This window comes from Kitasatospora sp. NPDC094019 (genome assembly GCF_044764505.1).
Lineage (GTDB): Bacteria > Actinomycetota > Actinomycetes > Streptomycetales > Streptomycetaceae > Kitasatospora.
In genome coordinates, this window is the sequence record NZ_JBIWIF010000013.1 from 82,509 (window position 1) to 96,106 (window position 13,598).

Annotated in this window: 13 protein-coding genes; 6 read left to right on the forward strand and 7 right to left on the reverse strand. The window is 73.5% G+C overall.

The features are described 5' to 3' along the window. Positions 1-195: 195 nt before the first annotated feature. Entirely contained in the window at positions 196-816 is a 621-nt protein-coding gene (locus ACIQ9P_RS26740) for a TetR/AcrR family transcriptional regulator C-terminal domain-containing protein (protein WP_402361120.1), read from the reverse strand. Between the two features lie 61 nt (positions 817-877). Here ACIQ9P_RS26740 and ACIQ9P_RS26745 point away from each other — a divergent pair, with 61 nt between their 5' ends. Beyond that, entirely contained in the window at positions 878-2,386 is a 1,509-nt protein-coding gene (locus tag ACIQ9P_RS26745) for an FAD-dependent monooxygenase (RefSeq protein ID WP_402361122.1), read from the forward strand. A 36-nt stretch (positions 2,387-2,422) separates the two neighbouring features. Here the strand turns inward: ACIQ9P_RS26745 and ACIQ9P_RS26750 are convergent, their stop codons facing one another. From ACIQ9P_RS26750 to ACIQ9P_RS26760, 3 genes are all read right to left on the reverse strand, one after another. Next, complete coding sequence (locus ACIQ9P_RS26750) at positions 2,423-3,004, reverse strand: TetR/AcrR family transcriptional regulator (RefSeq protein ID WP_402361124.1); 582 nt, start codon at positions 3,002-3,004, stop codon at positions 2,423-2,425. Between the two features lie 9 nt (positions 3,005-3,013). Then, the gene (locus ACIQ9P_RS26755) at positions 3,014-3,904 is read right to left on the reverse strand and encodes an SDR family NAD(P)-dependent oxidoreductase (protein WP_402361127.1); all 891 of its coding nucleotides are present in this window, start codon (positions 3,902-3,904) and stop codon (positions 3,014-3,016) included. 284 nt (positions 3,905-4,188) lie between these two features. Beyond that, positions 4,189-5,073 (reverse strand): peptidase S1, encoded by an 885-nt coding sequence (locus tag ACIQ9P_RS26760; protein WP_402361130.1) that lies wholly within the window; start codon positions 5,071-5,073, stop codon positions 4,189-4,191. Between the two features lie 405 nt (positions 5,074-5,478). On the opposite strand from ACIQ9P_RS26760, the gene ACIQ9P_RS26765 reads away from it, so the two are divergent. Both ACIQ9P_RS26765 and ACIQ9P_RS26770 read left to right on the forward strand, forming a co-directional pair. After that, a complete protein-coding gene (locus ACIQ9P_RS26765) occupies positions 5,479-7,323 on the forward strand; it encodes a hypothetical protein (RefSeq protein ID WP_402361133.1) in 1,845 nt (614 codons plus the stop codon). Between the two features lie 79 nt (positions 7,324-7,402). Then, positions 7,403-7,819: a MarR family winged helix-turn-helix transcriptional regulator gene (locus tag ACIQ9P_RS26770; RefSeq protein WP_402361136.1), complete on the forward strand. Its 417-nt coding sequence runs from the start codon at positions 7,403-7,405 to the stop codon at positions 7,817-7,819. A gap of 226 nt (positions 7,820-8,045) precedes the next feature. On the opposite strand, the gene ACIQ9P_RS26775 is transcribed toward ACIQ9P_RS26770, so the two are convergent. Both ACIQ9P_RS26775 and ACIQ9P_RS26780 read right to left on the reverse strand, forming a co-directional pair. Then, entirely contained in the window at positions 8,046-8,354 is a 309-nt protein-coding gene (locus tag ACIQ9P_RS26775) for a hypothetical protein (RefSeq protein ID WP_402361139.1), read from the reverse strand. Between the two features lie 7 nt (positions 8,355-8,361). Then, positions 8,362-8,526: a hypothetical protein gene (locus tag ACIQ9P_RS26780; RefSeq protein ID WP_402361142.1), complete on the reverse strand. Its 165-nt coding sequence runs from the start codon at positions 8,524-8,526 to the stop codon at positions 8,362-8,364. A 1,097-nt stretch (positions 8,527-9,623) separates the two neighbouring features. Here ACIQ9P_RS26780 and ACIQ9P_RS26785 point away from each other — a divergent pair. Continuing rightward, positions 9,624-9,875, forward strand: coding sequence for a DUF5302 domain-containing protein (locus ACIQ9P_RS26785; RefSeq protein WP_402361145.1), 252 nt, complete (start codon positions 9,624-9,626; stop codon positions 9,873-9,875). A gap of 285 nt (positions 9,876-10,160) precedes the next feature. Here the strand turns inward: ACIQ9P_RS26785 and ACIQ9P_RS26790 are convergent, their stop codons facing one another. After that, positions 10,161-11,096 carry a helix-turn-helix domain-containing protein gene (locus tag ACIQ9P_RS26790; RefSeq protein WP_402361148.1) on the reverse strand — a complete coding sequence of 312 codons (936 nt, stop codon included), beginning with the start codon at positions 11,094-11,096 and terminating at the stop codon, positions 10,161-10,163. 128 nt (positions 11,097-11,224) lie between these two features. On the opposite strand from ACIQ9P_RS26790, the gene ACIQ9P_RS26795 reads away from it, so the two are divergent. Both ACIQ9P_RS26795 and ACIQ9P_RS26800 read left to right on the forward strand, forming a co-directional pair. Continuing rightward, positions 11,225-12,268: a saccharopine dehydrogenase family protein gene (locus ACIQ9P_RS26795; protein ID WP_402361151.1), complete on the forward strand. Its 1,044-nt coding sequence runs from the start codon at positions 11,225-11,227 to the stop codon at positions 12,266-12,268. A 196-nt stretch (positions 12,269-12,464) separates the two neighbouring features. Beyond that, positions 12,465-13,487: a hypothetical protein gene (locus ACIQ9P_RS26800; protein ID WP_402361153.1), complete on the forward strand. Its 1,023-nt coding sequence runs from the start codon at positions 12,465-12,467 to the stop codon at positions 13,485-13,487. Positions 13,488-13,598: the final 111 nt, after the last annotated feature.

Here is a 13,598-nt window from a genome sequence, read left to right on the forward strand (position 1 = left end):
ACCCCCTGGCGCGCCCTGCGGGGTGTCCTCCGGGTGCCCGTCGCAGCACCACCGCGAGGCCCCGGGACCGGGCTGCGGCGCCCGGCCCGGCCCCAGGTCTCCCGGTGGTGCCCTGACGCTCGTCGGCACCGCCCCACGGACGCCGCGGGCGTTTCCGCCGCTCGCGCCCCGCCCCCGCAGGGCCGTGACGGGGACTCAGCTCCCGACGATCCTGCTCAGGCCGTATTCGAAACGCTCGTCGAAGGAGTCCGGCCCCAGGTGGGCGAGCACCCGCGTCAGGGCCGGGTGCGAGGTTCCGGAGAGCGCCGCCGCGAGGCGGCCGTCCAGCGGCTGCTCCGCGGCGGCCTGTTCCTCCTGGCCGAGGCCGAGGGTGAAGTAGACCAGGGCCCAGGCCGTCCAGGCGGCCTCACGCTCCCCCAGCCCGCCGTTCAGCAGCGCCGCGACCAGGGCCTCCGCGAAGCGCAGGGTGTGCGGTTCGGCGGTGCTCGTGCCGACCACCAGAGCGGCGCCGTCGCGGTGCGCGAGGAGGGCGCGGCGGTAGCGGCGGGCCAGTTCGCGGACCCGTTCCTCCCAGTGTTCCGGCAGTCCGTCGAGCGGGATCTCCCCGATCACGGCGTCCGCCATCAGCTCCAGCATCCCGGCCTTGGTCTTCACGTGCCACAGCACCGTGTTCATCCGTACGCCGAGGCGGTCGGCGACGGCCCGGGTCGACAGCGCGTCGAGCCCCGTCTCGTCCAGCAGTTCCAGTGCGGCGCGGATCACCGTGCCGGGGTCCAGGCGCGCGCCGCGGTTCTCGACCGCTTGCTTCTTGGTCATTGACCTAGTCTACTGGGGGCCACCCACTTGGTCAGTGACCAAGATCTTTGGAGGAGGACCCATGGATCAGCACGTCGTCATCGCCGGGGGCGGACCGGTCGGGCTCTGGCTCGCCGCGGAACTGCTCAGGGGCGGGGTCGCCGCCACCGTCGTCGAGCAGCGCCAGGAGATCGACCGGCGCTCGAAGGCGCTCACCGTGCACCCTCGCACCATCGAGGTGCTGGCCTCGCGCGGAGTCCACCAGGAGTTCCTGGACGAGGGCCTGCCCATCCCCGGCGGCCACTTCGCGGTGCTCGACGACCGCCTCGACTTCCGGGTCCTGGACACCCCGTTCCCCTTCACCCTCGCCGTGCCGCAGGCCCGGACCGAAGCACTCCTGGAAGCCGGGGCCACCCGGCTCGGCGCGCGGATCCTGCGCGGACACCGCGTCACCGGGTTCACCGAGCACTCGGACGGCGTGACCGTGAACGTGGAGGGACCGCAGGGACCGTACGGGATGCGGGCCGACCACCTGGTGGGCTGCGACGGCTCCCGCAGCACCGTGCGGACAGCCGCCGGCATCGACTTCCCCGGAACACCCTCGACCGTGTTCGGCTGGCTCGGCGACGTCACCCTCGACCAGCCGCCCCGGCCCGGCTACAGCACCTTCGGGCCCCGGGGCGGCCTGTTGGCCGCGCCCCTGCCGGACGGGCGGCACCGGATCGTCGGGATCAGCCCCGACAGCCTCACCACCGACCGGCCGGGCGACCTCACCCTGGACGAACTGCGCGCCAGGACCCTCGCCATCACCGGCACCGACTTCGCCATGCGCGACCCCGCATGGCTCTCCCGCTTCGGCAACGCCACCCGCCTGGCCGCCCGCTACCGCAGCGGGCGCGTCCTCCTCGCGGGCGACGCCGCCCACCAGCACTTCCCCGCCGGCGGCGTCGGCATGAACGTCGGCATCCAGGACGCCCACAACCTCGGCTGGAAGCTCGCCGCCACCCTGACCGGCCGCGCCCCCGACAATCTCCTCGACACCTACCACCTCGAACGCCACCCCGTCGGCGCACAGCTCGCCGAGCACAGCCGCGCCCAGACCGCCCTCATGGCCGCCTTCACCCCCGAGAACCTCGCCCTGCGCTCCTTCCTCGGCGCGATGATCGCCGACCGGCCCGAGTTCAACCGGGACCTCGCCGAACGCCTCTCCGCACTCGCCGTCAGCTACCCCCCGGCCGACCCCGACGCCCACCCCCTCGTCGGAACCCGCGCCCCGGACCTCTCCTTCGCCGGCTCCGACGGCGGGCTATTCGCCCAACTGCGCGCCGACGCCCACCTCCTGCTCCTCCTGTCGCCCGGGCTCGCGACGGCCGCCGTCCCGGGGCCCGGTCTCACCGTCCGCACCGCGACCCTGCACCGGCCGCCGGCGCGCTGGGCGACGGTGCGCGCGGCGCTGATCCGGCCCGACGGGCATGTGGCCTGGGCGACGACCGCGCCCGAGGGCGACGAGGGAGTCGCCGCCGTGCGCCGGGCACTGGCCGCCGCCGTCCCGGCCCACGGCACGGACGGCCCGCGGGACCACGCCGGATGACGCAAGCGGCCCGATCCCGTCCTCTCCGGGCGGCGGTCAGTCGGCCCGGGGGGCGGGGGCGCGCAGGCCCGTGAGGAGAGCGGCCAGGTAACGGTCGGCGGTGGCGGCGCGGTCGGCGGGGGCGCCCCCGTGGACGTCGACGGCGTGGGCGATGCCGCAGACCAGGGGCACCAGGTCGGCGGCGCTCAGGTCGGGGCGGACCGCGCCCGCGCGGTGGGCGCGGTCGAGCAGCGCGGTGCCGGCCGTGCGGAGCACCGCCTTGAGTTCGGTGGTGCGCGGCAGGGCGTCGGCGGGCGCGGCGGCGACGGGGGGCAGGGCGGCGTCGGCGGTCTGCGCCTCGACGGTGCGCTGCAGGAAGGCGGCCAGGGCCGCCCAGGGATCGGGTTCGGCGAGGGCCCGCCGCGCGTCCGCGGCCAGTGCTTCCAGGCAGGGCGTGGCCACCGTCTCCAGCAGTGCCTCGGGAGTGGGGAAGTGCCGGTAGACGGTGGCCACGCCGAGTCCGGTGCGCCGGGCGATGTCGTTGAGCTGCAGTGCGGTGCCCTGGTCGACCAGGACGCGGGCGACGGAGACGATGCGGTCCCAGTTGCGGGCCGCGTCCTTGCGCAGGGGCGTGGTCATCCGGACATGCTAATCGGATGACCCATCCGCAGGGGCCGGCAGGGGCGCGTACTGTTCGCCGAGGCGCCGCACGGCGGCCGCGACCCGGGGGTCGGCGGCGGCACGCAACGGTGCCCGCGGCTTCGTGTCGGCGCCGATCAGCACGCCCGTCCGCCCGTCGAGGGCCGGGTCGGTGGCGGCGGTGATCGAGGGCCGGGCGGCCACCGACGCCGGACCGGACGTCGAGCGCTCGAAGCGGCGGCGCACCAGCGGCCACAGCAGCCGCAGCGCGGGTGAGACGATCGCCGGATCCGCCAGGGTGCCGTCGGTCATCTCCGTCGCCGCGCCGCCCGGGTCGGCGGCGAACACCGACACGCCCGTTCCGTCCAGACGCCGGGCCAGGTCGAGGGTGTGGGCGAGGTGCGCCAGCTTGGCGCGCCCGTACCAGTGGAAGCCGTAGTAGCCGCCGGGCGGCTCCGCCGCGTCGAACACCCGCCCGCCGACACCCACCGCGGCCGAGGTGACGTTCACGATCCGGCTCGGCGCACCGGCCGTCAGGGCGGGCAGCAGGAGTTCGGTCAGCAGGTACGGCGAGAGGTGGTTGACGACGAAGGACGCCTCGACGCCGTCGAGCTCCGTGCGCCGCGGGAACATCGCCCCGACGTTGTTGACCAGCACGGTCAGCGGGTTGTCGGCCAGACGCGCGGCGAGCGCGCGCACCTCGTCGAGCGAGGCGAGGTCGGCCCGCAGGAACCGGGCCGGACACGACGGGTCCACGGCGCCGATCCGCTCCACGGCCCGGGCACCGCGGTCCCGGTCACGCCCGACCACCGTCACCGAGAACCCGGCGGCGGCCAGGCCCAGGGCCGTCTCCAGCCCGATACCTCCGGTCCCCGCCGTCACCACAGCTGTCTTGCGCATGCGCCCTCCCAGAAAGTGGATAGGTCATCCATTTATGGGGAGGCTAGCAGAAACGGATGGACTATCTGCTTCTGGGGCGGCCCCGGCCACGAGCGAGCTCGGCGAGCGGCGGAGGCGACGGGGCGACCGGCCTCCCCCGAAGCGCGGTCCCGGCGGTACGGGAACGCCTACTCCCGGCGGTGACGAACCGCCGGGAGCCGGCCACGGGGTACGGCGCCGCCCACCGTGCCTCCGCCCGGCCGCAGCAGCGGCCGGGCGGAGGTCAGGAGGACGTCAGGAGGACCTCACGAGAGGGCGAGCTCGGTGACGTTGTCGGCCTCCAGGGTCCACGCGGAGGTGAGGGCACCCTCCTTCACGTAGGCGACACCGTCCCCCTTGAGAATGCCGATGCGGCTGCCGGACAGCGCGAGCTGGACGGTGTTGTCGGCCTCGTTGGTCCACTGGGCGCCGAGACCGCCCTCCTTCACCAGGACGGTGCCGTTGTCCTTCAGCACACCGATGCGGTCACGTGAAAGCTCCAACTGGACGGTGTTGTCGGCCTCCAGGGTCCACGCGGAGGTGAGGGCACCCTCCTTGACGTAGGCGACACCGTCGCCCTTGAGAATGCCGATGCGATTGCCGGACAGCGCGAGCTGGACGGTGTTGTCGGCCTCGTTGGTCCACTGGGCGCCGAGACCGCCCTCCTTCACCAGGACGGTGCCGTTGCCCCTGACCACACCGATCCGGGCGCCGGAGAGCTGGAGGGACTTCACGCTGTCGGCCTCCAGGGTCCACTGGGACGTGAGCGCGCCCTCCTTGACGTAGGCGATCCCGTCACTCTTCACGATGCCGACGCGGTCACCGGACAGCGCGAGCTGCTTCACGTTGTCGGCAACGACGACCCACTGGTCGCCGAGGCCGCCCTGCTTCACGAGCACCGACCCGTTGTCCTTGAGGACGCCGATGCGGTCGCCCGCTACCACGATCTGCTTCACGCCGTCGGCCTCGTTGGTCCACTGGGCACCGAGACCGCCCTCCTTCACCAGGGCGGTGCCGTTTCCCCTGAGGACGGCGATGCGGTTACCACCGTCGCCGGAGACGGTTCCGGGGACGGCCGCGGCCGCCGCCGTGGTCGCGAGGACGGTCGCCGTGAACGCCGCGAACGCGGCAGCTGTCAGGGACTTCTTCATGATGGGCCTCCGTACGGCAGTCAGGAATCACGCGGACACGCAGGACGTGCCCGTGCCCGCGTCGGGTGCTTCGGGGGTGCCGAGGAACAGAAGAACACCGGAATCCCGGCCACAGGGCGGCGCATCCCGAGCGCACGGGCGCACCCCTTCGTACGCGTGTCACACGTGTACTCGTGGTCGTCACAATCACCGGACCGGCCAGGGAGAACTCCTGGCCACAGCACCGGGCGCGGCACCGGCGGGCGTTGCGGACTCGGCCGCCCCGGAGGGGCCCGGGCCGGTTCGCGGCGGGCCGGGCCGTGGAGCGCGGCCGCCCCCGGCGAGCGCCCCCAACACGCCTCCACACGCGGGTGTTCGTGGGACGTCGGGCCGGGACGGCCGGCGAACCGTGGGTAGGCCGGTGGCATGTATGACCTTGAGGTGTCCCCCTTCCCCCGTGCCGAGGCGTCGCCTCCGGGCCCGCCGGACCCCGCGCGGCGCAACCCCCGGGCCGAGTCCGTTCGTGCGGAACACGGGCGCTGGGCGTCCGCGCACGGGCTGACGCCCGCCGACGGACTGGAGCGGGCCGCATGGTGCCACCCCGAGGCTCCGGCCGCCGAACTGGCCTTGCTGGCCGCCTGGTACACCTGGGCCGGCCAGCCACCGCACACCCCGGCCGCCGTCCGCGACCGTGCCCGGTGCAGCCTGTGGGCCAGGACGGTGGCGCGATCCCCCGCCGACTGGTGCCGGCGCTTCGCCGCACGCGTGGCGGATCTCCGGGATCCGGGACCGGCACCCGCCGAGCTCGCCGAGGCCGACCTGATGGCCCATCTCCGGACACGGCGCCCGTTCCGCCTCTGGGCGGCCCTGCTTGTCGAGCGAACGAGCCGTCAGCATGCCCCGCCCCCGGTCGAGAACGCGTTCGCGGACGTGTCCGCGCTGTCCGAGGACCTGGCCTACCCGGGGGTCCGGCCGGACGCGCTGAGCGCTCTCGCCCGCCTGCTCCGGTGCCACAGGTCCGAAGCGGTCCCGGTCGGCAGGCGCCTGCGCTCCGCGCGCCTGGACGAGTTCGACCGCGGTCGGCCCGCCCAGGGGCTGCGGGACTGGCTGGCCGGTGACGGCGAGATCCGGCGCCGGCGCGTCGGGCCCCAGGGCCTTCACGGCGGCCTGCCGACCGGCCCCACCGGGCTCGGCACCTCGGCGGTCCGGCCGGTGCGCCCGCGCCCATCGCACCAGAACCCCGTCGGGCCGGCCCGCGACGACGTCGTGGCCCCGACCACCCCCGGCTACCCCTTCCTCCTGCCCCCCTTCGCCCTGCCCTGGCCCGCCCGCGTCAACCCCCACCTGGAACAGGCCCGGCGGGCGGCCAAGGACTGGGCCCGCTCCGTCGCACTGCTGGCACCGGTTCTGCTTCCGCCCGGACCGGCCCTCTGGACCGAGAACAGCTTCGACAGCGACGACTGGCCCCTGTTCGCCGCCCTCACCCATCCGGACGCTCCCGCCGACCGGCTGACGACGATCGCCCGGTGGGACGTGTGCCTGCTCGCCCTGGACGACTACTTCGTCACCGCCTACAAACTGCCCCGCGACCCCGCCGGAGCACGGGCGTTCGTCGAACGGCTGCCGTCGTTCATGCCCCTGCGAGGCGAACCGGTGCCACCGCCGGCCAACCAGGTCGAGCACGCCCTCGCGGACCTGTGGGAACGCACGTCTCCCGCGATGACCACCGGCCACCGCGAGCGGTTCGCCCGGTACGTGACCGACTTCGTGGCGGCCAACCTGGACGAACTCGACGCGGCGCTGCACAACCGCGTCCCCGACCCGGTCCACTACCTGGAATTCCGGCGGGCCAGCGCCGGCACGGACCTGTCCATCGGCCTCACCGGCACCCGCCCCGCCGCGACCCGGGCCCTGCGGCGCCTGGAGGACGCCTTCGCCGACACCGTCGGCCTGCGCAACGACATCCACTCCTACCGCAAGGAGATCGACGAGGAGCAGGAGGTCTGCAACGCCGTCCACGCCTTCCACCATCTGCTCGGCGGCAGCCTTCAGCAGGCGGTGGACGTGACCCACCGGCTCTTCGAGGCGCGGGTCGAGGAGTTCAGCCGGACCGCCGAACAGGAGGTCGCCGCCGAGCACACCGCGTACCTGACCGTGCTGCAGGACTGGATGGCCGGCGACAACCAGTGGTACCGCCGCACCGGGCGGTACCGGCACGGCACGAGCCGAAGCCTCGCGCTCCCCGTACCCCCGACCGTGGGGAGCACCTGACCGCTCGACGGGCTGCGGCTCGAACCCCTGCGGGGCCTGCCCCAGCAGGGCGGCGACGGCCACGTTCTTCAGCGACCTGGTGCGGTGCGAGACCCGCCTCTACAACACGCTCAACGAGCGACTGCGCCGCCGGCACGGGACAACGGCCTCGCAGTACGAGTTCCTGAGCTACCCGCGCGAGCACCCGCACGCGCGCGTCGGGGACCTCGCGGGCTTCTTCGCCATCGGCGTCGGAGCGACCAGCAAGGGAATCGACCGCCTCGAAGGACGCGGCCTGGTCAGGCACCTCCCCGACCCCGTCGACCGCCGCTCCTCACTGCTGGAACTCACCGACGCCGCCGCGCAACTCGTCCACGAAGCCGACGAGACGTTCGCGGCCGTCGGCGCGCTCATCCACGCCGCCCTCGACCCCGCGCGGCTGCGCGACACCGGTCAGGCACTGCGACAGCTCCTGACCACGCTCGAACACGACAGGATCGGCACCCCCGTCGGCTGACCTCCGGCGCCCGCGCGGCGAGCGGTCCCGCCGGCGCAGAAGGCGGCGGCGAGTGCCGGGGGACGCGGCGGGTCCTGCGGGCAGGCACGGGGATGTCCTCACAGCGTGGCCGGGAGAACGAGGCGGCCGGGCGCTGGTGAGGCGCGGCAGGGTTCCGTTCGCACGGGTGAATGTCGTGGACGGCTGTCCCGCAGGAACAGCGGTCGGCACGGACGGGCGCGAGGAATCAGCGGCCCGTGGCACTCGGCGCGGAGGCCGGCGGGAGGTAGCGCCGTTTCAGGACCGGGGAGTTGCGGTAGCCACGAGCGACCAGGGCGGCAGCGCGGCGCATGGTGTCCTCGGCTCCGGGCCGATCGGGTGGCAGAAGGAAGAGGAGCAGGTCGAGACGGCCGGGCTCGGTGCGGGCGCTGGCGTGTTCCAGGCCGTCCCCGGGTGTGGTGTGGGCCCACAGGATGTCGAGAGCCTCGGCGGCCTCGGTCGCGAGGTCCGGGGTGATGCCGGGGCGGCGGTCCAGGCTGAGGTAGACGATGTCCACCGTCCGATCAGCCCCACTGGAACTCGTTGGGGTCCACCGGCGAGGAGGATGCGGCGATGGCCGGGGCGGCGAGCGCCGGAGCGGCGAGGGCCGTGGTGGCGGCCGCTGCGGGAAGGAGGGTCATGGCGAGGGCGACTACCGCGGTGGCGACGGCGAGGGGCAGACGGGTCATGGTCATTGTCCTTGGCAAGGAGGAGGGACGGTACCTGAGCCGGTTCGGCGCCCCGCGGTGGCGCTCGGTCCGTTCGCCGTTCCGGGTGCTCCCCGGTGGCGATGACTCAAGCTTCGCCGCCCGGCAGTGCCGCCGGTAGGGCTTCGGGCTGTCGCCAAAACGCCAGGCGGGATCCCGACAGACGGACGGGACCCTGGCTGGACCGTTCGGACCCGGCTCGTCCCGGAGCAGAGCGGTGCGACTGCCCGGCGCCGGGCGCTACGGACTCCGGCCCGGGGATCTATCTGACGACAGCGCAGAAAGACGGGAGCAGGTGCTCGATCTGGCTCATCGGTACCAACGATGGGAAGGACCTTTGGCTTCTCGCAACGCGCGGGTTCCTAAGGAGCCGCGCGACCGCTCCGGCCGGCCATTCCCAGCCGCGATCCCCTCCGGCTCGCAGGACCTCGGCCTCGTACTGAACTGTGGGGAACCGAAGCTCCGGCAGGTCGAGGTCATGATCGGCCGGGTCGCGCCAGCCCGCCCGGACCACCTGGTCCCCGTCGCGCCCGACCGTCACCCAGAGGGCTCCGCAGCACTCCTCCACGCCGCGTCCGGACCAGGCGAGACGCACTTCGTGGGGCGTGGCCGTGGTGTGCAACGGCCCGTCCCGGTCCAGCAGGTACCGGGGGCCACTCCCGATTACCGGCTGCCTCCCACGCCCCCGGGGGCCGTCTCGGCCCGAAGATCCCGGCCGTTGACGATCGGGCGGACCTCCACGCCGCCCTCGTCGGGCGGTGGGCACACGGTGCTCGGACCGAGAAGGTCCGGTTCCATGGTCACCGGCCGATGATCGCGGAGCCGGCTCGCACCTGTCATGTGAATTCTCGTGCCCTCCGCCCGGGACGGTACTTCGGGCCCCCTTCAGCCAAGCCGGCGCGGCGGCACACCGCGGTCTTCGGCTTCCCGCGGCACGACCGGCACGGGACCGGCGTGGCGGTCCGGGCCGCGGAGCCGGTGAGGGTCCGCGGTGGTCCGGTGGGACGGGTGGGCCGTGGGACATGACATGGTGTCCCCTGAAGGCACCGAGCCGACATCACCCCACCAGGAGGTCCCGTATGAGCAGCGGCGCAGCGTCACCCGAGAACCCCGAGAGCTCCGAGAAGCCGGAGGCCGAGGCCGCCGCCGCCGAGGCCCCTGGGGCAGCCGCCCCGGACGACGTCAAGGCCCAGTTCCTCGCCGCGCTGCAGCGCAAGCACGGCGCCAACGGCAGCAGTACGGCGGGCGGCCCGAACGGCGACTCGAAGATCCACGGCACCCACGCCGCGGCCGGCGGAAAGCGCAACTTCCGCCGCAAGAGCGGCGGCTGACCGCACCGCGGCGGCCGGGAAGCAGCGGGACGGGCAGAGCCGGAGGCGGGGACCGGCGCGGCGGCGGTGCCACCCTGCCGCCGCCCTGCCGGAGTGGGAGCGGAATGGAGGGCAGCGGGGTGCAGCGGGGTGCGCCGCGCCCCTGTTGCACCTGCTCGAACACTCCACCGGCCCGCTGCCCGTACCCGTGGTGACAGCACGGCCGAAGGTCCTCGACCCGACCTTCCCCGTGCCGTGTGTGCCGTGCCGCCGCCGGACGGCCCGGCCGGGCCCTGGGACTCCCTCTCAGGGCCGGAAGGTCCGGCGGTAGGCGTCGGGCGGGACGCCGACACTGCGGTGGAAGTGGCGGCGCAGGGTGGTGGCGGTACCCATGCCGGTGGCCGTGGCGATGGTGTCGACGGTGGCGTTGGTGGTTTCCAGGAGTTCCTGCGCGTGGCGGATCCGTTGGGTGTGGAGCCAGTTCAGGGGTGTGGTGCCGGTGAGGTGTTTGAACTGGCGGGCCAGGTGACGTGAGCTCATCCGGGCCTGGCGGGCCAGGTCCTCCACGGTGAGCGGGTGGTCCAGCCGTTCCAGTGCCCACGGGAAGAGCTCCGCCAGGGGGTGGTTGCCCGGTTCGGGGACGGGGGTGGCGATGAACTGGGCCTGGCCGCCGTCGCGGTGGGGCGGGACGACGAGTCGGCGGGCGATCCTGTTGGCGTTGGCCGAACCGTGGTCGAGGCGGACCAGGTGCAGGCACAGGTCCATGGCGGCGGCCTTGCCCGCGGAGGTGAGGACGTCGCCGTTGTCGACGTACAGGACGTCCGGATCGACGGTGGCCGCCGGGTGACGGCGGGCCAGTTCCCGGGTGTGGGCCCAGTGTGTGGTGGCGCGTCTTCCGTCGAGCAGTCCGGCCGCGCCGAGGACGAAGGCCCCCGTGCACAGGGAGGCGATGCGGGCGCCGGCCGCGTGGGCGGCGCGCACGGCCTCGACCAGTTCGGCGGGGGGCTCGCGGTCCGTGTCGGCCCAGCCGGGCACGATCACCGTGTCCGCGTGCGCGAGGCGGTCGAGGCCGTGGTCGGGTTCGAGGCGGAAGCGGTCGACGTGCACCGGACCGTTCCCGCAGAGGGAGAAGTCGTACCAGGGGTCCACGAGGTGGGTCAGGTCGGATCCGAAGACCTCGACGGCCACCGAGAGTTCGTAGTGGAGCATGCCGTCGGTGACGGCTACCGCGATGGTGGGCATGTCCGAAACTGTACGTGCCATGTCGTTTCCGACGCTCGTACGGGGTGCTGCCGCGGGGCCAGGATGGGGGATGTCAGGACGCGGCGGATCGACGGCGCGGCGGTGTTTCGAGCGCGGGGAGCGGTCTCATGGAGTCAGGTCAGTTGGTTGCGGTGTTCGGCGCGTACGGTCACACCGGGCGGTTCGTGGTCGCGGAACTGGCCGCTCGCGGGTTCGTCCCGGTGCCGTCCGGGCGCAACGCGCGGGCCGTGCGGGAGCTGGCCGAGGAGTTCGGGCTGGAGGCCCGGGTCGCGTCGGTGGACGACGCGGACTCGCTGGACGCGGCCCTGGCGGGCACCGCGGCGGTCATCAACTGCGCCGGTCCGTTCGCGACGACCACCGGTCCCGTGATCGAGGCCGCGCTCCGTGCGAGGATCCCCTACCTGGACGTGGCCGCCGAACTGGAGGCGAATCTCGACACCTTCGCCCACTACCGCGAGCGTGCCCGGGAAGCGGGGGCCGTGATCGTCCCGGCCATGGCCTTCTTCGGCGGCCTCGGCGACCTGCTGGCCACCGCGGCGATGGGCGACCGGACGGCGGCCGACGAGGTTCACGTCGCCTACGCGCTGAGCAGTTGGCACCCCACCGCCGGCACCCGCCTGTCCGGTGCCGTCTCCCGCGAACGGCGCGGCGACGTCCGCCTGCGTTACCGCGGCGGGCAGTGGGAGCGGCGCACCGACAGCGCGCCCACTCTGGAGTGGACCTTCCCGGAACCGGTGGGAGTCCGGGAGGTGATCGGGGAGTTCACGATGGCGGACGTCGTCACCGTCCCCCAGCACCTGGCCGTCCCGGACGTGACCACCTACATGACCACCGAGGCGGTCCGCGACATCGCCGCACCCCACACACCGGCCCCGACCGCCACCGACCGGGACGGCCGCTCGGACCAGACCTTCCTGGTCGACGTCATCGTGCGCTCGGACGGTGCCGAACGGCGGGCCACGGCGGGCGGCCGGGACATCTACGCCGTCACAGCCCCCCTGGTCGTCGAGGCGCTCGAACGCGTCCTGACCGGCCGCACCAGGACGGTGGGCGTCGCCTCCGCCGGTGAGATCTTCGACGCGGCGGACTTCCTGAACGCACTCGCCCCGCACCTCACGCTCGACCTCCACCCGCACGAGCACACCGGCTGAGCCGCCGTGGCCGTACCGGTCCCGGTGGGCGTGGGTTCCAGGCCGCCGTTCGGACGGGTCGGCAGTCGGCAGTCGGCAGTCGGCAGTCGGCAGTCGGATGACTGATGCGCCTCCGCGCCGGCGAGTGCGAGCGTCGGACCGGCGCCCCGCACAGAGGCGGGGGCCTCGATCGGCAGGGAAGAAGAGAGACGTGGACATGCGCAACTCAGCGAAGCGGCGGCTGTTGCCGGCCGTGGCTCTGCTCACCGCGGTCTCGGTCGCGTTCATCGGGGTCTCCTCGGCCCACGCCTCCCAGCCCGGGGAGGGGACCGACTGGGCGCACGAGACCGTGGGAGGTCACTTCGTCACCACGCCCGGCGCGATGGAGGAGTCCCGGGACCCGAACAACAACAACCTCCTCCAGGTGTGGCGCTCCACGAACAACGCCATCCAGGTCTCCGTCGGCCACGGCCAGGAGATCGAGCTGGCCGGGGCCACCACGTACGCCGACCCGGCGGTGGAACTGGCGGTGTCGAACGGACAGTCGTCGACGTTCCGGGTCTTTCACACCGGGACCAACGGGTTCGTGTTCCACACGGAGGTGACGGTCGACGCCGGGAGCCCGACGCCCCGGGTACGGCCCGGGTGGACCCAGGTGCCCAACGGCGTGGCGACGCCCAACACGATGGCCGTGTCCGTGGTCGCTCTCCCCAACCGCAGCACCCTCATGGCCTACCGGGGTTCCAGCAGCGACGAGAACTGGAGCGTCTTCCTCGACGGGACGTCGAACTCCTGGAGCAACCCGACCAGGATCACCAATTCGAGGAGCGACTTCCCCCTGCACCTCGAAACGGACCTCAGCTCGTGGAACCTCCACTGGCGAGGCACGATCATCGGCACCTGGCTCGGCACCGACCGCCAGGTCAACGTCATCCGCCAGACCTACGGCCAGGGCAACTGGTGGGGGCAGGAGATCCTCGCCGGCATCCAGGGCGAGGGCTCACCGTCCGTGGCGATCACGGACAACGGTGAGGGCCAGGTGGCCGTCCGCCGGGCCGGCGACAACCGGATCGCCCTCGCGCGGGTCAACGCCAACGGCGGCTGGCAGGGAGGCTGGGACATGGAGCGGAACGGCTTCACGGCCCGTGCCTTCGCCCTCTTCGCCTACCAGGCGGCGATCTACGTGCTGGCCACCGGAGGTGGCGGCCGGGTGGACTGGAAGCAGACCCGGCAGTACTGACCTCCCCTCGCGGCCCCTGTCCGCGGCTGCGTCGACGCACGGGGCCGGGCCGGACAGGGCGGCGACCCTTCGGCACCGGCTGTATTCGTCGAGCACGAAGGAGCGCGAGGG